At 62.6% G+C, this 20,665-nt stretch carries 18 protein-coding genes; 10 read left to right on the top strand and 8 right to left on the bottom strand.

From position 1 onward, the window contains the following. Positions 1 to 7: 7 nt before the first annotated feature. Together DEHOM01_RS01640 and DEHOM01_RS01635 are read left to right on the top strand one after the other, a co-directional pair. Positions 8 to 2,635 carry an MMPL family transporter gene (locus DEHOM01_RS01640; RefSeq protein ID WP_061211184.1) on the top strand — a complete coding sequence of 876 codons (2,628 nt, stop codon included), beginning with the start codon at positions 8 to 10 and terminating at the stop codon, positions 2,633 to 2,635. 53 nt (positions 2,636 to 2,688) lie between these two features. Then, on the top strand, positions 2,689 to 3,309 hold the full coding sequence (locus tag DEHOM01_RS01635; protein WP_061211183.1) for a hypothetical protein: 621 nt from the start codon (positions 2,689 to 2,691) through the stop codon (positions 3,307 to 3,309). Positions 3,310 to 3,318: 9 nt separating this feature from the next. On the opposite strand, the gene DEHOM01_RS01630 is transcribed toward DEHOM01_RS01635, so the two are convergent. Next, the gene (locus tag DEHOM01_RS01630) at positions 3,319 to 4,554 is read right to left on the bottom strand and encodes a threonine/serine exporter family protein (RefSeq protein ID WP_061211182.1); all 1,236 of its coding nucleotides are present in this window, start codon (positions 4,552 to 4,554) and stop codon (positions 3,319 to 3,321) included. A 377-nt stretch (positions 4,555 to 4,931) separates the two neighbouring features. Here DEHOM01_RS01630 and DEHOM01_RS01625 point away from each other — a divergent pair, with 377 nt between their 5' ends. Continuing rightward, positions 4,932 to 6,530: an inorganic phosphate transporter gene (locus DEHOM01_RS01625; RefSeq protein ID WP_061211181.1), complete on the top strand. Its 1,599-nt coding sequence runs from the start codon at positions 4,932 to 4,934 to the stop codon at positions 6,528 to 6,530. Here the strand turns inward: DEHOM01_RS01625 and DEHOM01_RS01620 are convergent. After that, positions 6,527 to 7,057: a GNAT family N-acetyltransferase gene (locus DEHOM01_RS01620; RefSeq protein ID WP_061211180.1), complete on the bottom strand. Its 531-nt coding sequence runs from the start codon at positions 7,055 to 7,057 to the stop codon at positions 6,527 to 6,529. The genes DEHOM01_RS01625 and DEHOM01_RS01620 overlap by 4 nt on opposite strands. 248 nt (positions 7,058 to 7,305) lie before the next feature. On the opposite strand from DEHOM01_RS01620, the gene DEHOM01_RS01615 reads away from it, so the two are divergent. Continuing rightward, positions 7,306 to 8,238 carry a DUF2382 domain-containing protein gene (locus DEHOM01_RS01615; protein WP_061211179.1) on the top strand — a complete coding sequence of 311 codons (933 nt, stop codon included), beginning with the start codon at positions 7,306 to 7,308 and terminating at the stop codon, positions 8,236 to 8,238. A gap of 153 nt (positions 8,239 to 8,391) precedes the next feature. Here DEHOM01_RS01615 and DEHOM01_RS01610 read toward each other — a convergent pair whose 3' ends face one another. Next, on the bottom strand, positions 8,392 to 8,820 hold the full coding sequence (locus DEHOM01_RS01610; protein WP_061211178.1) for a tetratricopeptide repeat protein: 429 nt from the start codon (positions 8,818 to 8,820) through the stop codon (positions 8,392 to 8,394). A gap of 309 nt (positions 8,821 to 9,129) precedes the next feature. Here DEHOM01_RS01610 and DEHOM01_RS01605 point away from each other — a divergent pair, with 309 nt between their 5' ends. From DEHOM01_RS01605 to DEHOM01_RS01590, 4 genes are all read left to right on the top strand, one after another. Next, on the top strand, positions 9,130 to 10,437 hold the full coding sequence (locus DEHOM01_RS01605) for an FAD-dependent oxidoreductase (protein WP_082738638.1): 1,308 nt from the start codon (positions 9,130 to 9,132) through the stop codon (positions 10,435 to 10,437). Positions 10,438 to 10,623: 186 nt separating this feature from the next. After that, positions 10,624 to 11,334 carry an ASCH domain-containing protein gene (locus DEHOM01_RS01600; RefSeq protein WP_061211177.1) on the top strand — a complete coding sequence of 237 codons (711 nt, stop codon included), beginning with the start codon at positions 10,624 to 10,626 and terminating at the stop codon, positions 11,332 to 11,334. Between the two features lie 62 nt (positions 11,335 to 11,396). Further along, the gene (locus tag DEHOM01_RS01595; RefSeq protein ID WP_061211176.1) at positions 11,397 to 12,185 is read left to right on the top strand and encodes a class I SAM-dependent methyltransferase; all 789 of its coding nucleotides are present in this window, start codon (positions 11,397 to 11,399) and stop codon (positions 12,183 to 12,185) included. Positions 12,186 to 12,285: 100 nt separating this feature from the next. Next, positions 12,286 to 12,639, top strand: coding sequence for a VOC family protein (locus DEHOM01_RS01590; RefSeq protein ID WP_061211175.1), 354 nt, complete (start codon positions 12,286 to 12,288; stop codon positions 12,637 to 12,639). 132 nt (positions 12,640 to 12,771) lie between these two features. Here DEHOM01_RS01590 and DEHOM01_RS01585 read toward each other — a convergent pair whose 3' ends face one another. Genes DEHOM01_RS01585 through DEHOM01_RS09680 form a run of 5 tightly spaced genes read right to left on the bottom strand, consistent with a single transcriptional unit; the run spans position 12,772 to position 17,574 of the window. After that, positions 12,772 to 13,563: an ABC transporter ATP-binding protein gene (locus DEHOM01_RS01585; RefSeq protein WP_061211174.1), complete on the bottom strand. Its 792-nt coding sequence runs from the start codon at positions 13,561 to 13,563 to the stop codon at positions 12,772 to 12,774. Beyond that, positions 13,560 to 14,594 carry a FecCD family ABC transporter permease gene (locus DEHOM01_RS01580; RefSeq protein ID WP_061211173.1) on the bottom strand — a complete coding sequence of 345 codons (1,035 nt, stop codon included), beginning with the start codon at positions 14,592 to 14,594 and terminating at the stop codon, positions 13,560 to 13,562. The genes DEHOM01_RS01585 and DEHOM01_RS01580 overlap by 4 nt, the downstream gene beginning before the upstream one ends. After that, positions 14,591 to 15,529, bottom strand: a complete 939-nt coding sequence (locus DEHOM01_RS01575; protein WP_439645379.1) for a FecCD family ABC transporter permease — start codon at positions 15,527 to 15,529, stop codon at positions 14,591 to 14,593. The genes DEHOM01_RS01580 and DEHOM01_RS01575 overlap by 4 nt, the downstream gene beginning before the upstream one ends. Before the next feature lie 51 nt (positions 15,530 to 15,580). Continuing rightward, on the bottom strand, positions 15,581 to 16,633 hold the full coding sequence (locus tag DEHOM01_RS01570) for an iron-siderophore ABC transporter substrate-binding protein (RefSeq protein WP_082738637.1): 1,053 nt from the start codon (positions 16,631 to 16,633) through the stop codon (positions 15,581 to 15,583). A gap of 53 nt (positions 16,634 to 16,686) precedes the next feature. Beyond that, positions 16,687 to 17,574, bottom strand: a complete 888-nt coding sequence (locus DEHOM01_RS09680; protein WP_167346630.1) for a siderophore-interacting protein — start codon at positions 17,572 to 17,574, stop codon at positions 16,687 to 16,689. Here DEHOM01_RS09680 and DEHOM01_RS10035 point away from each other — a divergent pair. Further along, positions 17,573 to 17,722: a hypothetical protein gene (locus DEHOM01_RS10035; RefSeq protein ID WP_167346629.1), complete on the top strand. Its 150-nt coding sequence runs from the start codon at positions 17,573 to 17,575 to the stop codon at positions 17,720 to 17,722. The two genes, DEHOM01_RS09680 and DEHOM01_RS10035, sit on opposite strands and share 2 nt — an antisense overlap. 110 nt (positions 17,723 to 17,832) lie before the next feature. Then, positions 17,833 to 20,430 (top strand): excinuclease ABC subunit UvrA, encoded by a 2,598-nt coding sequence (locus DEHOM01_RS01560; protein ID WP_061211170.1) that lies wholly within the window; start codon positions 17,833 to 17,835, stop codon positions 20,428 to 20,430. Positions 20,431 to 20,665 lie beyond the last annotated feature (235 nt).

The raw sequence follows: 20,665 nt of genomic DNA, 5'->3' as shown, positions 1-20,665 counted from the left end.
AGCCGCGATGCTTGATTATTGCGCGTCTCTCATCGTGCGTGCGCGGCACCTCATCGTCGCCCTTGCGGCATTGTGCGCGGTGTTCTTTGGCGCGTTGATTCCTTTCGTCGGCGTGAATGCCGATATGGCGAAGTATCTGCCGTCCGCATCACCGATGCGCGCCGGAACCGAAGTCCTCACAGATCAGTTCGATGACCCCGAACTTTCGACGTTTCGGGTCATGGTGGATGGACTCGCTGACGACTCGGAGCGCAAAGAGGCCCTCGCTGCCCTCGAGAAGCTCAATGGGGTTCACCACGTCACATCGTCAACCAATGCCACTCCTGCTGATGGCGACCCAGCCCGATACATCAACGGTGACCACACGCTCTTCGTCGTCTCCTCCGAATCCGACTACGCAGACCCGGCTGCGACGTCCCTTGCAGAGCACCTCTCCGCATTGAGCGAGTCCGGCCTGAACGGACACCCCCTCGCCTTCACGAGCGATAATCCCTCGACGAGCGGCGAGCTTCCCCTATGGATCGCGGCCATAGCCGTGGCTCTACTCGCCGCGATCCTTATCGCGATGAGTGCGTCGTGGATCGAGCCCCTGCTCTATCTCGCGACGATCGGCATCGCCGTGCTGCTCAACATGGGATCCAACGTCTTTCTTGGCGAAATCGCCGAAGTGACGTTTTCGATTGCCGCGATCCTCCAGCTCGTCTTGTCGATGGATTACTCGATCATCCTCGCCAATCGGTATCGGCAAGAACGCGCCGCGCAGAAAAGCCGCGGTGTGGACTCCGTAGCAGATGCGAGCGCAATCGCCATGCGCCGAGCCCTGCCCAAGGCCTTCAGCGCAATCGCCTCGGCATCGATCACGACCATCGTCGGCCTTCTCATGCTCATCTTCATGAGCTTCAAGGTTGGCGCCGACCTTGGCATCGTCCTTGCCAAGGGCGTGGCGATCTCGATGCTGACCGTTTTCACAGTCCTTCCCGCGCTCCTTGTCATGTGCGACGCCTTGATAGCGCGCACCCCAAAACCATTCCTCCACCCCCGCCTGGGCATGCTCGCTCGGCTCGAGCACGCTGCACGGTGGGTCGTGCTCGCTGTGTTCGTCGCTGTCCTTGCGGGATCCGCGTTCCTCCAATCCCGTACGGAGACGGCGTACACGCTTTCGACCCCCGACCGGGTCGCCGAGCATTTCGCCCCCGCTAACGACATCGTGCTCGTCTATCTCAATTCGAATTCTGAGCACATTCATGAGATTGCCGATGCTGCGAAGCGCGATCCGCACGCGATCAGCGTGATGGGTTACCCCACGACCGTCGGGGAACCGCTCACGAAGGGCGAGATGAGAAGCACCCTGGAGGAATTTGAGGGCTCGCACGACTCTGGGAACGCGATTGGGAACAAGGACGGGTCCGACGATTCCTTGGCTCTCAACGACACGGCCCTTTCGATGGTGTATTTCGCCTACCACGACGGTCAGGCGGGAACCATGACGCTACGAGAATTCGTGACTGCCGCTCGCGAGGCTGAAGACCTCAGCCAGAAGGGGGAACTCGGGTCTTTCACCCCGGGCGGCGCCGGCCGGTTTGACGGAGTCGACGCTCTCGAGCGCGCACTCGATTCAGGTCAGGTACCCGGTGACGTTCGGGGCCGGGAGTTCACCCCGAAGCAGCTAGCGTCGGCGCTAAAAGGCATGAAGGAGCGCGGGAGCGAGGGCGATCATTCAGGCGACGCGAGCGACGCGGCCCCTCTCAACGAGGAGGATCTCACTCAGCTCTTCTTGCTGCACCGCGCGCTTCATGAATCGGATCCGTCCTGGACGATGTCACTTGATGACCTCGTGCACTTCATGCTCGAAAACTCCGGGCAGGACGGGCGATTTGAGGGGCAGTTGAGCACTGAGCAGGTTTCTCAACTCGAGAGCGCCGCCGCAGACATCGCTGATGTTCGCACGCGGTTCGTGGGAACCGAGTTCTCGCGCTTGATTATCCGTACTGACTACCCGAAGGAAAGCCCGGAAACACTCGCGTTCGTCGAGAATCTCGTCGATCTCGCAGACGCCAAGGTGCCCGGTGAGCATTTCTTCGTGGGAGATTCAGCCATGGTGTACGAAATGCGCGAGGGATTCGGCGCGGAAAATGTGAAGATCACACTTTTCACGGCGGCCGCAATATTCATCATTGTGGCGCTCACGTTCCGCTCGATCGCCGTGCCTGCGATTCTTGTGCTGCTTGTGCAGGTAGGCGTCTTTATTACGGTGAGCACCGTCGGGCTCCAGGGATACAGCATGTACTACCTCGCGATGCTCATCGTGCAGTGCATTTTGATGGGAGCCACGATCGATTACGCGATCGTCCTCACGACGTATTACCGGGAGGCACGGCAGGAACACGGGGTGCGAGATTCGCTTGCGCGCGCCTACGACGGTTCGATTCACACGATCCTCACCTCGGGCCTCATCATGGTGCTGGTGACAGGCGTGATCGGTTCTCTGTTCTCAAATCCGACGGTCGCCCAGATCTGTCGAACCATCGCGATCGGGGCGTTTGCGGCCATCATCCTGATCGTGGGGATCCTTCCTGCACTGCTCGCCGTTCTCGACCGGGTGGTGGCTCCCAAAAACGCGGCGCCACGCGCATAGGGACACGGCAGCGAAAAGGCACGGCGCCGTTCGGGGCAGCCTAGAATTGCCCTATGGTCATGCATGAGGTGAAAGTTCTCGTCCCCGAAGATCGGCTCGCCGATTTCTACACGCGTTTTGGTACGTGGCTCGCGGGGAGCGAGACCGCCCAGCCCAAAGCGAACGACAACGCGCACGAGGGGCCCGCGACGGAAGGCCGGGGCCCCGCGGAAACTCGCCCCGGCGGCGAGCGCGACGTCAACCGAGGCAAAGATGAGGCGCAACCGGCGTCGGACCGCACAACCCGTGAACCGGAAAGCCCGCGCCGCAGCGCCGCTGCCGCTGCGCCCACCTCAAGCGATCACGACCTTCTCGACTGCGCCGTCGAGTGGTGGCGCTCCCTCAAACGAAACGAGCGCGACATTTTCACGCTTTTCATGGACGCTGCGCCGAACACGCTCGGAGCGTCGGAAATTGTGGCCGCGCTCGGACTCAAGAGTGAACGCGTCATCCCCGGTGTCCTCGCCTGGCCGCGCCGCAAGGCTGCCCGTGCGGGCTTTCCCCTCGCGTGGAAGTTCGAGCACGACGCCGACGGCAAGGCCCGATACGGGCTGCGCAACATGCCGGAAGTGTCGCTGAGCGCGGACGAGTACGCAGCGCTTTTGCGCGAGGCAAAGCGCAAGGTCGAGGGCTAGCGACCGTCCCTATCGTACGGCCGCGCGCCACCTCGTGATGAAGCCGTGAGAGAGGATGAGCCCGAACGTCATCGCGGCGAGAATCAGCAGGGCGGTGGAGAAGTCCTGCGCGATGCCAACCACGACAACCGTGCTCGGCCGTGTCGTCAGCTGCACCATTCCCGCCACGGCGCGGAACAGGTAGATGCCGGGCACAAGCGCGACGATCGCGGCGAACCCCACGCCTGCGAATGACAGGCGTTTGCGGTGCGCAACGGCGCTCAGCACAAGCCCCGCGACAATGCACGCCGCGAGGTCGCCGTTGATGACGTTGACGCCACACACAACCATGAGAATCCAACGTCCAGCATGGATGAGCCCTCCCACGAGGATGGGCCACGCCGCCTGCGTGAGCGGCATCGAGAAGTAGACGCTGAAGGCCATCGCAGCGAGTGCTGCCGCGAGCGCATCAACCCATAGCGAAGGCGTACGGGCACCAGCAGTGACGGGAAGGTCGCTCCCTACGAGGAGCAGCCCCACGACGAGCCCGCCGCTGATCGCCGCGAGGATGATGCCGCCATACACGAGGCGATGCCACCCCACCGTGACGTTCTTTCCCGTGACGTCGAGCGCGCCGTTAATGAGGTGCGGGCCCGGCACAAGAATCATGGCGGGGCACACCGCGACGAGCCGGGCTGCCGATGCGATACCGAGGTGGTCGGCGACCCCACCAAGAATCCCCGCGAGCAAGGCAGCCGCAAGCGCCTGGCCCGGCACGGCGATGCCGTGGGCTCCGAGCCATCGCCTCATACAACCGCCAACACCCGCTGCTAGCGCGATCAACAGGTACGACAGCGGGCTGCGGGCACCGTAGATGAGAGCGAGACCCCACGCACCGGTGATACAGGCGAGGACGAAAAGCCATAGCGGGGCGTGCGAAATCGAAGCCGCTTCGTCGAGCCGAGAATTGAGCCGCGCGAGTTCACGATCACCGATGTCGCCACTGGCCGGAAGCGAGTCGATAGCTCGTAGCGTCGCGTTAACACGCGCCATGTTGATCGCCTCGGGTCGCACGTGGACGGTCGTGTGCGCACGACCGTCGAGATCGACGAGGACGACGCGGTTCCATTCAACAATGCACCGTACCGGCAAGCCGAGTCGAGCGCTCAGGGATTCGACCGCGGAGATTGCCTCCGACGTGAGGTGGCCGTACCCCACGAGGGTTCGTGCCGCGGTTGCGAGAGCCCGCATCCGCTCGTCTCGCATGGATCCTTCTCTCTTCGCTGCGTCTCGTATGTGAACGGCCCCGCACCAGAAACAGCCGGGCGTGCGCCCGTTTAACCCTAGCGCTCCCAGTACATGAAGGTTTCTTCATTTTCGCCTCATGGCAGTTTCATGCAGCACAGGCACCGTGATGGCTAACAGCACAACCGAGAAGGAGAAGAACCCGGCCCCCTCGCCGCCATCGTCCCTTCCTCGGCTTTCGCCCGCGCAGAATCCAGCCGTCTACCCCACGTACTTTGTGAAAGTCATGGCCAACAGACTGGGAATATCCACCCAAAGGCAAAGTGCGCGTAACCTTTCAGTTGCTCTGCCGGCGCATCATGATGCGGTCCGCTCCTCACCCTCGAAGGATTTTCCCCATGTCTCACGACGTCCTCGAACCAAAGCGCCAGTTCCTTGGCCCCGATCGCAATTGGCACCTCGCGTTCGGTGTCCTCACACTCGGCACGCTCATCTTGTGCATCTACTGGGCGCTTGGCTACACCGGCACTGGATCGTGGGGCATCCTCATCACGACCATCGTCGTGGGCCTGTTCATGGCGTTCAACATCGGCGGCAACGATGTCGCCAACTCGTTCGGCACGTCGGTGGGCGCGGGCACCCTCAGCATGAAGCAGGCGCTCATGGTCGCCGCCATCTTTGAAGTGAGCGGCGCAGTGATCGCTGGCGGCGATGTGACCGAAACTGTGCGCAGCGGCATCGTCGACCTCGATGCCTTCTCCGTTCAACCACTCGACTTCGCCTTCATCATGATGTCGGCACTCCTCGGCGCCGCACTATGGCTGCTAGTGGCGACAAAGATGGGCTGGCCCGTCTCCACGACCCACTCAATCGTCGGTGGCATCGTTGGCGCTGCCGTGACGCTCGGCCTTGTCACGGGCACCGGTGGTTTCGACATGGTGCAGTGGGGCGAGATCGGCAAGATTGCACTCTCGTGGGTCGTCTCCCCTATCCTCGGAGGGCTCGTTGCCTACGTCCTTTTCAGCGCAATCAAGCGCTACATCCTCGTGTATAACGAGGAAGCTGACGCGCAGCTTCGCCAGCTCAAGATCGACCGCGCTGCGCACCGCGAAAAACACAAGAAAGCTTTCGAACGCCTCACGGAGATCCAGCAGATCGCCTACACGAACGCCATGGCGCGCGATGCCTCTACGATTCAGTCGGACCCCAACTACGACGTTGAGGATCTCGACTCGGATTACTACCGCGAACTCCACGACATTGAGGAGCGCGCCGAGCACGTCAATGCCCACCGCGCACTCGACACGTGGGTGCCGCTCCTCGCAGCCGCCGGTTCGATCGTGATCTCCTCGATGCTCCTCTTCAAGGGCCTCAAGAACCTGCACCTTGACATTAACGGCGCGGGCAACATCCTCATCATGGCGATGGTAGGCGCGGCCGTGTGGATGGCGGTGTTCATTTTCGCGAAGACGCTTAAGAACGAGGACCTCTCGCGCTCGACCTTCCTCCTGTTCTCGTGGATGCAGGTGTTTACCGCCTCGGCGTTCGCTTTCAGCCACGGCTCGAATGACATCGCGAACGCGGTTGGCCCGTTCGCTGCGGTCCTCGACGTACTGAAGAGCGGCTCGATTTCTTCTGACGCGACGGTTCCCGCGGCCCTCATGCTCAGTGCAGGCGTGGGCTTGATCTGCGGTCTGTGGTTCATCGGCCGCAACGTCATCCAGACAGTTGGCACCGGTCTCACGAAAATGCACCCCGCTTCAGGTTTCGCCGCCGAGCTGTCCGCCGCGGGCGTGGTCATGGGCGCATCGATGGTGGGGATCCCGGTCTCGTCGACTCATATCCTCATCGGCGCAGTTCTCGGCATTGGTCTCGTGAATAAGGCGGCGAACTGGAAACTCATGAAACCGATTGCCCTCGCCTGGGTCATTACGCTTCCGGCGGCGGCTGCCATCGGCGCGGTGGGCATCGTGATCCTGAGGGCTGTTTTCGGCTAAACCCGCTTTTCGAACACGGGGTCGTGGTGCACGATCCCTCCCACGACGAGATCGATGTCGCCCACGCGGCTGAATCCGTGCTTGCGGTAGAAACGCTGCGCCCGGATGTTGTGGGCATTTGTGTTGAGCCATAGGCCATTCACCCCACGTTCGCGTGCGCGCTCTTCGGCTGCGACGAGAAGGCTGGCCCCTGCTTTGGTGCCGTGCACCTTTGGGTCCGTGTAGCACTTGGAAAGCAGGCCCGCAGGGTTGAGCGTGACGCCAAGGCCCGGAGCGGGGGAACCGTCAGGCCCGAAAAGTGCGAGTGCGTACCCAAGGATTTCAGGTCCGACGGCTGCCACGAGTACATCGTGGTCCGGATGGGCGATGTGCGCATCAAAGTGTTTGGGAGAAAGATTCTCGCGGATATGGGCGTCGATGTGGGCCCTTGCAAGCGTCGGAGGGCACGCCAAAGGAAAGGTACGGGCTGCGAGTTCGCTAAGAGCGAACGTTTCTGAGGGGCGGGCATGCCGAACCATGAAGAGCATTTCCCCATTGTTTCGTACGCGAAACTGAAAGTCGCACGCACAAACCTCTCAGACTCACGCGGGCAGACCCAGTATTCAGTAAGACTCCTTCCACGAAGCGCTCAGCGTACGTGGAAAAAGCCTCAAGGTACTCATGGAAAGTTGGTTCTCGCTTGGGGCACAAAAGAGCTCCGGGCGTTCCACAAGAGACGCTCACGAGCTTCCCACAGTGTCTCGAAAGTCTTACGTTCGAGGAAAGGACACCAACCATGAACCTCCGCGACCAGATTGACACTCTCCAGAAGGCCACCGTTATCGACCGCGACGGCAACAAGATCGGCTCGGTCGGCCAGGTTTACCTCCACAACAGCACCGGTGAACCCTCGTGGGTCACGGTGAACACCGGTCTTTTCGGCACGAACGAAACGTTCATCCCGCTCGATGACGCGAAGCTCGCGGGCGACGAGATCACCGTCCCCTACGAGAAGGACTTCGTGAAGGACGCTCCGAACATCAGCGAGGACGGCGAGATCACCCCCGAGCAGGAAAACGAGCTCTACCGCTACTACGGCGTGAAGGACCCGGGCTACGGCACCGAAACCAACGCCAACACGGGCGAGGTTCGTGAGGATCGTGACCTCAACCAGCAGGGTCTCGCCGATAACGCCGCGGGCAACGAGAGCGCAGCAGGCGTCGGCACCGCCGGTGTTGCTGGCACCGCTGGCGTTGCGGGCGCTGCCGGCGAGCGCGACGCCGCAGCCGAGGCGAACCGCGAGGGCTACTCTGCCGATGCGGACCGCCGCGAGGCTGCCGACGCCGAGGGCGATCAGAAGATCACCCTCCACGAGGAGCAGGTCAACGTCGGCACCGAGAAGGTCGAGACCGGCCGCGTGCGCCTTCGCAAGCACGTCGTGACGGACACCAAGACCATCGAGGTTCCCGTTGAGCGCGAAGAGTTCGTTGTCGAGCGCACCCCCGCGAACGGCACCGCAACCGACACTCCCCTCGGCGAGGACGAGGTCGAGGTCTCGATCTCCGAAGAGCGCCCTGTCGTGAACAAGGAGACCGTCGCGACCGAGGACGTCCGCGTGGGCACCCGCACCGTGCAGGACACCGAGCGAGTCTCGACCGACGTTTCGCACGAAGAGGTTGCCGTGGACGGCGTTGACGCCGAGGGCAACCGCAAGGGCGACACCATCTGAGCACCCTTGAAGGGCTAAGACTCGAAGAAGCCCCCGACCGCTCGCCATCGCGCGAGTGGTCGGGGGCTTCGCTCATGCTCAGCAGTGGACGTACGCTCTCGATCCCACCCGAGACCTAGATGAGCGACGTAAACACGTGTGCTTCGGCGAGATTCACACGCTTGGCCGCTCGATATATTGCGCCTTGCTGGCCAGAAAATCGAGATACTTCGGGTCTTCGTGGGCAAAAATCTCCGGGCCCGCACCCATGTATGCGCGCATGAGTTCGTCCGCTGCGCGCGGCTCGTTCCCAAGTTCAAACTGCGCTTGGCCGAGGCGCAGGTGAATGAACGGATTGCCGAGCGCCTCCGGGCAGTGCATGCACGTGGTCAAAGCAGCATGCGCGGTCTGGAAATCCCCGCGCAGCACGTGCGCATCACCGATGCTCGCCAGCAGCCATGTTGCTTGCGGCCACTGCGTTTTCGGCTCCGGGAGCATCGTCCAGGCAAGATCGAAAAACTCCACCGCGCCAAGGTAATCCTCAGCATCCATGCGTTCGTTTCCCTTTTCGGCTAGTACGTCGATTTCTTCTTCCCAACTCATGGTGGTCTCCTCCCCATCCGGTCCCGTACCAGTTGGCGAGAACAGCGTTGCAAGGCGGACTGGGAAAGGCCTGCGCGGCTTGCTCGAACGCGGCCTCGACCGCGGCATCACCCCCATGGGCACAGTGCTACAAATGCCATCTGAACCCAAGAAGCGGACTCTTGACGGGTTGACAATACGGCACTTTAAAGCCGTCCGATTAGGACACTCCTCTGCTGTCACAGAGGAATGGTCTTCGGCATGTAGGACGCGCGTGTGGACGTACCTATTCGGCTCTACACTGGCTGCATCACAGGAAGGCGTTCAGCCATGGTAAGTCGAGACATCCATATCATCGGTGCGGGCCCGGTCGGCCTCGCAACTGCCCTCCTGCTGGCTGCGCAAAAGCGACGCGTAACTTTATATGAGGCCAAGGATCATATTTCACTCAGCGACGCAAACAGCTATCCCATAGGAGTCAACCCGCGCGGACAGGAAACTCTGCGGCGCATCGCCCCCGAGCTTGTGGATCAGCTGCGAGCCCAGGGAGAGCTGGTCGAGGGGTTTAAGATCCGCACGGGACGCCGAACCATCGCATCCTTGCCATCAGGAACACTCATCGGCACGACTCGCGCCAGACTCACCGGCATACTCTTGGATGCGGCCAGGCACGATCCGCGAATCTCCATACTCACTGGGCATAAGTTGCGCGAGATCGACCTCGAGACCCGCACCCTGGATTTTGCCGAAGCTGCTCCCATCCACGTCGGCGAAGGCATAGTCGTGGCCTGCGACGGCGTGTGGTCTCGCACCCGCCGGTCGATGGCCACTCAATTGCCCAACTTCAACCCGGAGGTGGGCGATTGGGGTGTCCAATTCCGCGTGGTGTATTCAACTCCCGGGGCATCCGCCACCGGCTTAGATCCACGATGGCATCACATCTTCACGAATAAAGGCATTTATACCGCCACGCTCCCCGACGGCGTGTGGTGTATCGCGATAACAGCCATTCAAAGCGACCCGGCAGAAGCCATGCTGCTGTCGTCTGATCGTTCCGAAGATCGAATCACCGCCCTACGTCGGTATCTCGAGCACAACGCGCCCCTTCTCCCGCCGTTGCTCACCCACGCTAACTACGCCGACTTCTTCAATCGAGAACCCCTCGGCGGTGCCGTTGTTCGCTGCCCGTACGTTTCCCACGACGAGTGGCTCGTTCTGTTGGGCGACGCCGCTCATTCCGTTATTCCACCAACGGGCGAAGGCGTGAACTCCGGTCTCGAAGATGCGATGCTGCTCGCGGAGGCTCTAGCCTCCGGTAGCTCAACACCGCTTACCGACTACGACGAGGCGCGGATGCCCGATCTTTCCGCCTTGGGCGAGTACGCCTGGCATCTCAAGGAGAACATCACCAGTGAAGATCCGGCGCGCGCCACGCGCAACGTCAGCCTCCGGATCCTCACGGCTCTCTTGGGAATCGTTGGGAAAGACGAGGGCAAGGTGGAGCAACGCCTGTTCGGCCCTAAGGCCGGAGCTATGCCATATAGAGACGCGATCGGCCCATGGATCGCTTTGCGCGATCGTTGGAACTCAGCGCTCAATCGGCTGACGAGCGCGACTCACCGTTTCCGCAAGCGATAGCTTGGCGACAGTGCCGTCTTCGCGCTCGGCCTCCGAAAGTAAGAAGGGACCGTCGGAGAGCGACCGTCGGACAATGGTTGGCGCAGCCCAAGAACTGGCGAAACTCGCATAACCGCAAGGTTTCCTGGTCGCCTGGCTTTTGTTTGAGCCGAACCGACCCCGCTAGGGCACTGATACGGTGAGGGCGTGATAACGTCCGAGCTCCGACAGCTGGTAAGTGCTGCATCTGACCATGCCCAACGGGGCAACGATGGTGGCGACCATACGGTGGCCGCTGCCCTTCTCACGAAGTCTGGCCGAACAGTGCTCGGGCTCAACGCATTCCATTTTCTAGGCGGACCGTGTGGCGAGATTTCGGCTCTCGCTAATCACGCCGCCGAATGCGCCGACGACCCCGTTGTCGCCGTCGCCGCTGTCTACGGGCCAACCGGGCAGGTCATTTCCCCGTGTGGGAAGTGCCGACAAGTGCTTTTTGACCGCGATCCCGCGATCCAGTGCGTGGTTCGAGGGTCCAACGGACTTGAGGCCGTGAGTGTTGCCGAGCTGCTCCCCTACGCCTATGACTGGCGTGCCATGGAACGCCCGCAAAAGCTCTACATGTGGGAAGGTTACGAGCGCGCGATCAGGGAAGGAACTAAGCGGCAAACCATCCGAGTCGACGATCCGTTTTACCCCGGCCCGGCACAGCTCGTGTTCGAGAAAGACAGCGGTGAGGTCATGACGATCGACGCTACCGTAACCTCCGTGACGCCCACTCGTCGCCGTAACCTCACCGAGGAGCAGGCGAGGCGGGACGGCTTTGCCTCGTTGACGGAGTTGCACGAAGCTCTCGATACGCACTACCCGGGTCTCGTAATGGACGACAGCGTCGACGTCGTGACGTTTGAGCTCACATAGGCAGAGCCGCTGAAGGCACGCTCCACAGTTACGTGATAACGCTTCTCATGTAGTGTGTGGGCATGGCCTCCCCTAGCGACATCTGGTCCGCGTGCGACTACGCCCCGACTGCCGCACGCCTGCGCCCAGTCTCCACACTCGTTGCCACCGAACTGTCTCGCCGCACGCCCAGTCCCGCAACTGTCGTCGACATCGGTTCCGGGCATGGAGAAGGTGCTGCGGAGCTCCTCAGTCGCGGCTACTCCGTGACCGCCATCGAGCCGACCACACGGATCCGCACGATCGGGCAGCGGCTCGCACCTGAAGCCACATGGCTTGGCACCCAAGGGGAGGCAACCGGGCTAGAGGATTCCGGCTACGACGCATTGACAAGCACGTTTGGCTCCATGTTTTGCGATCCCGTAGCTGGACCCGAAGAGTGGGCTCGCATCCTGCGTCCCGGCGGCACCCTTGTGATGGCCACGTGGAACCTCGAAGGCTTTCTCGCCACGATGACCGACGCAATGTCGGAAGCCGTGAGCCCCGGCTCCTCGACGCAAACCCCACCCCACATGGCCTGGGGCGTCGACGATGTGGCGCACGAGCGTTTGTCGCCGTGGTTCGACCACATCAGCATCGAACACCTCGACCTGGATTGGTCATTCGAAAGCGTCGAAGAGGGTATGCAGCTTTACCGAGAAGGAAGCCCGACGCACGCTTGGATGGCCGACAATGCCGGTGCCCGCCGAGAGGCTCTTTGGACCGCGCTGCGCGATCACCTCGAGGCCCACGCCGATGATTCGGGGCGGATCAACTCCTCGACCGGTTACGCACTTGTCACTGCCCAGCGTCGACGTGACACGAGTCGATAGCGACCGAGGCGTTAAAGCAGAATCCCACGGCGCACCGTTGGACATTTACCTACCTGCGATTAACAGGCAGGAACGATGACACGCACGTACCATGCGGACTATGCGTGACGCAACCTTTGCTATCCGCCAGGTAACCTTCGACTGCGACGATCCCTCTAAGCTCGCTGAATTCTGGGCGTCCGCCACAGGATGCGCTATCGCCGCCGACTACGGAGACTTCGTTTTGCTCGACTCCACTCCGGCACTCGGCTTTCAGCGCGTTGAAGACCCCACTCCCGGTAAAAACCGCGTGCATCTCGACGGCGGCGGGGTTGAACGCGAAGCTTTAGTAGAGCGCCTCAAGAAGCTAGGCGCCACCGAACTCGGCAGTCATGAAGCACCGGGACTCGTGTGGACCGTTATGCAGGATCCGGAAGGCAACGAGTTCTGTGTGGGCGACCCTACCCCTGGTTAGACCCAGATCGGAACTGTTCAACACTTCCTTGTTTCAGACCGCAGTCCACTGCGTGCATACCGAACCTTGGATCAGCATCTCACCGCCTAGAGCCGTCGGATTCGAACGGCCCCCGGGGCTGCGCCAGCTGGTTCACAGTCGATGTTTGCGAGCAAGCGGAAGAACCACCGGCCCGCGCGGATCCTCGAGGTCCACGCGGCATTTGATTCGGTAGGTCTCCTCCACATTCTCCTCGGTGATCACCTCGGCAGGGGATCCCGCGGCAACCAATCGCCCTTGGTTCAACATAAGCACGTGATCGGCATAGGCAGCTGCCTGGGGCAGATCGTGCAGAACGGCCATGACCGTACGACCTTCATCGACCAGGTCGGAGCAGAGGTCGAGAAGTAGGTACTGCGCCGAGAGGTCCAGAAATGTGGTCGGCTCATCCAGCAGGAAGACTGGAGTGTCCTGGGCAAGAACCATCGCTAACCAGACGCGCTGCCGTTGGCCACCAGACAGCTCGTGCACGTATCGGTCGACGAGGTCGGCAACCCCGGCGCGTTCAACCGCCCGGTGGATGGCCTCACTGTCACCGGGGGCACTGCTACTGAGGAACGAGTGGTAGGGGTGGCGGCCACGCGCCACGAGTTCGCCCACGCGCAGACCTCGTGGGGCCACCGTGGTCTGCGGCAGAAGGCTGCAGGTACGAGCCAGCTGTCGACGTCCCATGCGGGCAACATCGTGGCCGAGCATCGTCACGCTACCCTCGTCGGCCGGCCGCACCTGGGCCACGGCGCGCAACAAGGTCGACTTGCCACACCCGTTAGGGCCGATGACGACGCTGAAGCTTCCCTTCGGCACCGTGGCACTAAGGCGGTCAACAGCGGTCAGGCCACCGAAGCGAATGGTGAGCTCGTTCATGTCGATCGCCGAACTGGTCATAGTGAGCCCTCCCGGATTTGTGAGATGAGAACCGCGCCAAGAAACAGCCCGCCGATCAGGGCCGTGAGTACGCCCACGGGAAGCCCCGCGAGGAACGCCACGTGTCGAACGGCTAAATCGGCCAGACACACCGTCGTCGCGCCAACTAACGCCGCGGATCCCATCGCCGGCCGCCCGGTCAATCCACGAGCCAAATGAGGGGCAGTGAGCGCCACGAAGGCGAGCGGGCCTGCTGCTGCCACCGCGCCCACAGTCAGCAGAATTCCCACTAATAGCGCGAAAGAACGCGTCTTGGCCGGGCGCGATCCGAGACCGTGAGCCGCATCGTCGCCAAGGCTGATGAGATCGAGATCAACACGTAGCCCCAGCGCCACCGGTCCCAGTAGTAGGAGCACCGACCAGACGACCAGAGCATCACCCCAGGTTCGCGCGGTCAGCGACCCCGTGAGTGCAGCCGCGAGAGCCATGGCCTCGGACTGGCGCGAGAAAACCAAGACAAACTGCGTCAACGCGGTGGAGGCCGCTGCAATACCGATCCCTGCGACGATCACCGCGCCGGGATTACGGAAGCCTGTTGTCGTGGCCCACGGGATGATGAGGCCGGCCGCGAGGGCACCACCCAGCGCGCCAAGACTGGTCGGAACATTGAGCGCACTCGCCACCGCCATCCCAGCTCCAGCTGCGGTGGTAATCCCAATGACATCGGGAGTGACGAGTGGATTCGCAGTAGCGCGCTGAAATAATGCTCCTGCCAGTCCCAGCGCCGCACCCGCCCCGACCGCCACGGCAAGGCGCGGTCCGCGCAGTGTCGTCAGAGCGAGGCTCCCGCGTCCGGTGAGCAGATCGAGCAAAGCTTGCGGTTGACGTGCAAGAGGGGTGCCGAGCCTGCCAACGGCCAGCGTCCACGCGCAGGATGCCACTAGAGCCACCACCAGAATCACCACCGCGAGGACATGCCGGGTACGGCTGCGCTGGGCGAGACGGGCGGCGCGGTCCTGATTCGCGGCGAGGGAGGTAGGGGCCGCGTTCACAGCACGCCTCGTGAGCGGCGGACTACTGCGAGCAGCAAAGGCGCACCCAAGAGTGCGGTCACGACTCCAACAGGTACCTCAGCAGGACGCAGGACCAGGCGTCCAATCACATCAGCCAGCAGCATGAGTACCGGCCCAATCAGACAACACAACCCGATGAGCGCACGCGCCGAGCCTTGAGCGAATCGTCGGGCCAAGTGCGGTGCAGCGAGACCGACGAAGACGATAGGGCCAGTAATCGCTGTCGCGGCCGCGGTCATCAGAGCCACCGCGGTAAGAGTGAGAGCGCGCACACGTGCAGGATGGTGCCCCAGGCCTGCGGCTACTTCGTCGCCAAGAGCCACGGCATCCAGCCCACGTCCCCCGGCGAAGAGCCCCGCGCCCGCGACTGCGATCACCACCACGGGCCACCAATCGAGGAAGTCGCCTACCGCCAGCGATCCCGCCGACCAGTAGCGCAACGCGTCAAAGGCTGCCTTGTGGCGTAGGCTCACGGCCTGCGAGTAGGCAACGGCGACGGCTGTCGTCACGGCCCCGGCAAGTACCAACCTGGTGGCATCGGTGCCACGCCCGAAACTGCCAAGTACCATCACTGCAACCGTGGCCACCGCTGCTCCGGCGAAGGCTCCCCCGACGAGCTGGAGGCCAGCGAGCCCGGGGATCGACGTGACGGTAACGATTCCAGCTGCTGCACCACTTGTCAGCCCCAGAACCCCCGGATCCCCGAGGGGATTACGAGTGACTGTCTGGATCGCGGCGCCAGAACTGGCGAGGGCAGCGCCCGCAACCAGCCCGCACAAGGTGCGTGGGACACGTGCTGCCAGCACCTCCCGCACGTGGGGGTCGCCGCCACTGTGGATGGCTTCCGCCAGGTCACGGAGTCCGATGGCTTTACTGCCCAGAGCAAGACTGAGCACACAGGTGATACCGAGCACCACCGCCACGAGAGCGGTGGCGACCAGAGTACGTCGACGAGCCAGCAAGAGTTAGTCCGTCACCTTCGCGACGGCCTGGTCGATGAGATCAGTGAGACGTGGAAGGCTCCACGGCACGGTGAGCGGGTTGATCATGCTGATCGCTGTGACGAGCTGCGGGTCAGTCGGGGCCACCACGCTGTCACGCTTGATGGCAGGGATGGACGAGTAGAGCCGCTGCGAGGTGGCCTGTTTCTTGGTCGCGGCATCCAGATGAAAGGTGAAGATGAGGTCAGAATCCTTGAGCTTATCGGCATTCTCGAGGCTGATGAGCGCCCAATCGGACCCATCGTTGGCCGTGATGGTATCGACAATTGGGTCGACCGTCAGGCCGAGCATGCTGATCAAGGCCACGCGTTGTTCCGTGGGACGAAAAATGCCAAGCGTTCCCTGGCCTTCAGTGTAGATGTAACTGAAGGTCGTGCCTTCCCAATGTGGGTGCTGAGCAGCAGTGTCGGCGAGGGTTTTCTTGAGGTCGCTAATGACTTTGTCGCCGTCGCTGGGGCGCCCCAGCGCCTTGGCCACCATGCGGATCTCGCCGTCCCAAGTAGTGGTCCAGGCGGATTTCTCGTAGGCGACAGTCGGGCAGAACGCGGTCAGTTGGTCATACTGTTTCTGGGTGAGCCCTGACCATGGAGCGAGGATCAGGTCAGGCTCGAGCTCCGCAATGGCCTCGACGTCGAGTTGCTCACCGCCGGCGAATAGAGCTGGAAGGGGCCGTCCCGCCTTCTCGAAGGCTTCTCGGTTCCAGGGTAGATGTCCATCCTTGTCAGCTCCCCAGGCATAGGTTTCAACGCCAACCGGGTAGACCCCCATACTGATGAGGGCCTCAGTGGCGCCCTGCCCGATGGTGACAATTCGCTGAGGCGCCTGCTTGATGGTCGTGGATCCCAAGGCATGGCGAATCACAACGGGGAAACTGCCCGCCGACGCGGTTTCGGTGGACGTTGACCCAGCACTCGAACGGTTACTGCCGCAACCGGTGACGGCAGACAGCGAGAAGGCTCCGGCCAGGGCGAGCAGCCCGCGACGAGGCATGCTGAGACGCTGATCTGAGGGGTACATTTCTGGTGTTCCTTTAGGGGTTATGTGGGACCGACGCGGTCGCGCCGGGATGGTTAGGATTCGGCGTGCCCTTGACGCCAGTAGCTCATGAAGGCCACCCGATCGCGGGGGCAGCCGCGTTCGCGTACGAGGAAGCGGCGCATACGTTGCACAGCCCCTTTTTCGCCTGCCAACCAGGCAAAATGCTCGCCGTCGGCATCTCCGGCGGGTTCGTCCCACAGGATTCCAGCGTCATCGTCAAGGTCATCGACCGCTACGCTTTCGGCCGCTTCGGGCGGCCACGTCAGCGCGTGAAGTTCACGTTCGAGCAAACTGCCGGGAGCCTCACCTTCGCGGCACAGCACTTTAACGTCAACCCCGGGCGGGGCCGTGAGAGGCCATGCATCCTCGGGGGCCGGCATCTCGACCAGAATCGTGCCGACGGCATCTGGGGCCAGAGAGGCGGCGATGTTGGCTATAGCCGGTGCCGCGGTTTCGTCGCCAGCCACCAGGATTTGCTTGGCACTACCCGGATGCCAGGCCAGGCCAATGGTGTCAATGTCCTTGAAATCGGCGCGGGGGACGGCAACAACGAGCCAATCGCCAGCAGCCACGGTTTCGATCCACCGGCCCGCGGGGCCACTGGTGCCGTGGCGAACCACATCGACGTCGAGCTCGGCCATGTCTGGACGCATTGCCCGGGCCGTGTATGTCCTCACGGACGGCTGATCACTTGGTGGTAAAGACACGAGGGCGTCATACCAACCTGGGATACGCGGGATGTCCTCCAGTGCGTCACCGTGGTATCGGGGCAGCACGAGCTTGATCCGACGGTCAAGGCAAAGCGGAGCAGCCTTCTTAAGTCCTTCTCCGCTCAGGGTGACTCGACGCATCGAGGGGCACAAGTCGCGCACTGCGTCGACGCGGACCTCAACCGCGGTATACGAGAGCTTTGATCTCATGCCGCATAACGTACCACAATTAGGCAAGGCTCGCCTTACTTTATTCACCCACGCCCTTCGCCGCAACGGCATCCGGGAAAAAGAGACCATCGCGCAGGAGACCGGGGAGCGCTTCAGCACCGGCGAGGCCCTCACAGATCTCAACTGATAACAACCGACGACCTCGTTCCGAGTCGGGCATATCGCGAGAGCGTGATGCCACACCGACGGCAACCTCTATCGATAGGGACCACAGTTCGCGAGGTTAAAATAGTCAGCATGCCCCACTCCACGCCCGCGTCACAGGCTCCGCATGCTTCGACACGTGCAGATCATGATCCGATGATCCGGGTGCGGGATGCGCACCTTCACAACCTGAAACACATCGACGTCGACCTGCCCCGGGATACCCTCGTGGCGATCACCGGCGTGTCGGGCTCAGGCAAGTCCAGCCTTGCCTTCGGTACCATCCATGGGGAGGCGCAGCGTCGCTACCTGGAGTCCGTCTCCCCCTTCGCGCGCCGTCTCATCGGTAACGCGGTCAACCCGCGCGTAGGGTCAGTCGCAGGCCTACCGCCGACGATGGCACTGCAGCAGTCCACCACCCTCGGTGGGGCGCGCTCCTCCGTGGGGACGATCTCAAAAATCTCGAATAGTGTTCGGCTGCTCTTTTCCCGCTCCGGCAGCTACCCGGACGGTATGCGCGAGCGGCTGGAATACGGCAGGCTGGATTCCGACGCCTTCTCCCCCAACACCACCGCCGGCATGTGCCCCGAATGCCAGGGAACCGGAACCGTGCACCGGCCGACGGGAGAGTCGATGGTGCCGGATCCCAGCCTGTCTATCTGGGACGGCGCGATCGCCGCGTGGCCGGGAGCGTGGCTCGGAAAGAACTTCCGGGACATCCTTGGCGCCCTCGGCTACCCGCTGGACATCCCTTGGCGGGAAATTCCGCAAGAGGACCGCGACTGGATCCTGTTCACGGACGAGCGACCTGTGGTGACGGTCCACCCGGAGCGGGATGAAAACGCCGTGCACTTGTCGTATAAAGGCAAATGGCGCTCGGTAGCCACCTACCTCACCGAAACTCTGGCGGAGACGGGATCGGATAAGACCCGCCGCCGAGTGCTCTCCTTCTTGCATTCATCGACATGCCCGACGTGCCAGGGCCGTGGTTTTCAACCGGATACCTTGCAAGTGAGCTACGCCGGTCACGCTATCGACGAATTCAACGACTTGGCGTTGAAGGACCTGCTGACTGTGTTGGAGGACCGCCTCGAGCGCTTGGCGGCGATCGAGAAGCAGCAGTGGAACGAGCACGACGAGGCCGAAGAACTGCTGCTGGATCAGGTGCTGCCCACGGTGCGCGCGGCAATCGAGCTGGGGCTCGGGCACTTGAGCCTCTCCCGCCCGGCTCGGAGCTTGTCTGCGGGCGAGCACCAGCGCCTGCGCTTAGCCTCCCAGTTGAACTCGAACCTGTTCGGCACAACCTATGTGCTGGATGAGCCCTCGGCCGGCCTGCACGTCGTGGAGCGGAAGGCAGTTTCCGAGCTCCTGCAGCGCTTTATCGAGGCGGGAAACTCGGTTCTTCTGGTCGAGCACGATATGTCCCTCGTGGCGAAATGCGATTGGATCGTGGATATCGGCCCCCGCGCCGGTGAGCGCGGCGGGGAGCTGGTGTTCTCCGGACCTATTGACCAATTCCGCGCCAACGCCGAGCAGCTGAATTCCCCCACTGCGACCGCCTTGAACGAGGGTTTCCCCGAGCTCACGGACACCCCTGCTGGAACCGGTGACTCCATCGGCCTTCGCGGCGTGCACGCGCGCGCCTTCGACGGGATCGACGTGGACTTTCCGCTGGGGGCGCTCACCGCAGTCACGGGAGTATCCGGGTCCGGCAAATCCACCCTGGTCACCGGGGTGCTCGCCGACGTGGCGTCCCGCTCGGCCACGCAGGTGGTCGGCGCCGACGAGGTCTCGTTCGAGGATCCGGACGCGGAGTTCACGGCAGATTCCGACTACTCCCGGGATTTCCGGGTGGAGAGCACAACGGGGGTCGAGAAGATCCGTCGGCTGGTTCACATCACCCAGAAGCCGATTGGACGCACGGTGCGTTCCACCGTCGCGACCTACACGGGTCTTTTCGATGCCGTCCGCAGGCTGTTTGCTGACACCCCGGAGGCGAAGCGGCGGGGCATGTCGGTATCGGACTTCTCCTACAACACGAAAAAGGGTCGCTGCCCGGAGTGCGATGGGGCGGGCAGCATCGAGGTCGAACTGGTGTTCCTACCCGGAACGTACACCACCTGCCCGGCCTGCCACGGCAAACGCTATAAGCCGGAGATCCTCGAGGTGCAGTGGAGCGGCCGCAGCATCGCGGAGATCTTGGCGCTGACCGTGGACGAGGCGCTCGAGGTCTTCGCCGAGGAGCCGAGGATTCTGCGTTCCGTCGAGTTCCTGCACGCACTCGGGCTTGGCTACTTGCGACTGGGTCAGGGGTCCCCGGAACTCTCGGGTGGGGAGGCGCAGCGCATCAAGCTGGCCTCCGAAATGCAACGCGGTTCCAGCCGTAAGCATAGCCTGTACCTCCTGGACGAGCCTACGACGGGGCTGCACCCGGCGGACGTTGATCTTTTGCTGACCCAGCTGCGTCGCCTGGTCGACGACGGCGCGACGGTGGTCGTCGTCGAGCACGACCTCCGGGTGATCGCCCAAGCCGACCACGTCATCGACGTCGGCCCGGGAGCCGGTGATGAGGGTGGCCAAATCCTGGTCACCGGAACACCGGCGGCGGTCGCTCAGCATGCTCTGCATTCGGATTCGCACTCGGTGACGGCCCAGGTGTTGGCCGATCGAGCCGGTATAAGCCGAGCCTGAGAATCTGAACGCCAAAGACCCAGTCGCCCAATTATGACGGTGCGTGCGCTTTAGGTCTTCTTCCATAAGGCGCCAGCCGGTCGCGGTCTCGTCGCAATCGAGATCCAATAGTCGAGCTGTGCGGGCTGCCGTCTGAGGCGACCTCAATCCCAACACAAGGCATGCCCGCGTCGTGGCCAGGACAATCTCCATATTTCTCAGAGGCCAAGATCGACTAAGCCTCGTACATCCCACG

The sequence above is a fragment of the Dermabacter hominis NBRC 106157 genome (assembly GCF_001570785.1).
GTDB lineage: Bacteria > Actinomycetota > Actinomycetes > Actinomycetales > Dermabacteraceae > Dermabacter > Dermabacter hominis.
The sequence above is the reverse complement of the archived record's forward strand: the minus strand, read 5'-3'. Positions and strand labels throughout refer to the sequence as shown.

Coding starts and splice junctions, on each gene's coding strand:
- DEHOM01_RS01570 (WP_082738637.1), bottom strand. CDS start 16,633: ATGTACCCCTCAGATCAGCGTCTCAGCATGCCTCGTCGCGGGCTGCTC.
- DEHOM01_RS01630 (WP_061211182.1), bottom strand. CDS start 4,554: ATGCGAGACGAGCGGATGCGGGCTCTCGCAACCGCGGCACGAACCCTC.
- DEHOM01_RS01610 (WP_061211178.1), bottom strand. CDS start 8,820: ATGAGTTGGGAAGAAGAAATCGACGTACTAGCCGAAAAGGGAAACGAA.
- DEHOM01_RS01560 (WP_061211170.1), top strand. CDS start 17,833: ATGCCCCACTCCACGCCCGCGTCACAGGCTCCGCATGCTTCGACACGT.
- DEHOM01_RS09680 (WP_167346630.1), bottom strand. CDS start 17,574: ATGAGATCAAAGCTCTCGTATACCGCGGTTGAGGTCCGCGTCGACGCA.
- DEHOM01_RS01635 (WP_061211183.1), top strand. CDS start 2,689: ATGGTCATGCATGAGGTGAAAGTTCTCGTCCCCGAAGATCGGCTCGCC.
- DEHOM01_RS01595 (WP_061211176.1), top strand. CDS start 11,397: ATGGCCTCCCCTAGCGACATCTGGTCCGCGTGCGACTACGCCCCGACT.
- DEHOM01_RS10035 (WP_167346629.1), top strand. CDS start 17,573: ATGCCGCATAACGTACCACAATTAGGCAAGGCTCGCCTTACTTTATTC.
- DEHOM01_RS01620 (WP_061211180.1), bottom strand. CDS start 7,057: ATGCTCTTCATGGTTCGGCATGCCCGCCCCTCAGAAACGTTCGCTCTT.
- DEHOM01_RS01640 (WP_061211184.1), top strand. CDS start 8: ATGCTTGATTATTGCGCGTCTCTCATCGTGCGTGCGCGGCACCTCATC.
- DEHOM01_RS01585 (WP_061211174.1), bottom strand. CDS start 13,563: ATGACCAGTTCGGCGATCGACATGAACGAGCTCACCATTCGCTTCGGT.
- DEHOM01_RS01590 (WP_061211175.1), top strand. CDS start 12,286: ATGCGTGACGCAACCTTTGCTATCCGCCAGGTAACCTTCGACTGCGAC.
- DEHOM01_RS01615 (WP_061211179.1), top strand. CDS start 7,306: ATGAACCTCCGCGACCAGATTGACACTCTCCAGAAGGCCACCGTTATC.
- DEHOM01_RS01605 (WP_082738638.1), top strand. CDS start 9,130: ATGGTAAGTCGAGACATCCATATCATCGGTGCGGGCCCGGTCGGCCTC.
- DEHOM01_RS01625 (WP_061211181.1), top strand. CDS start 4,932: ATGTCTCACGACGTCCTCGAACCAAAGCGCCAGTTCCTTGGCCCCGAT.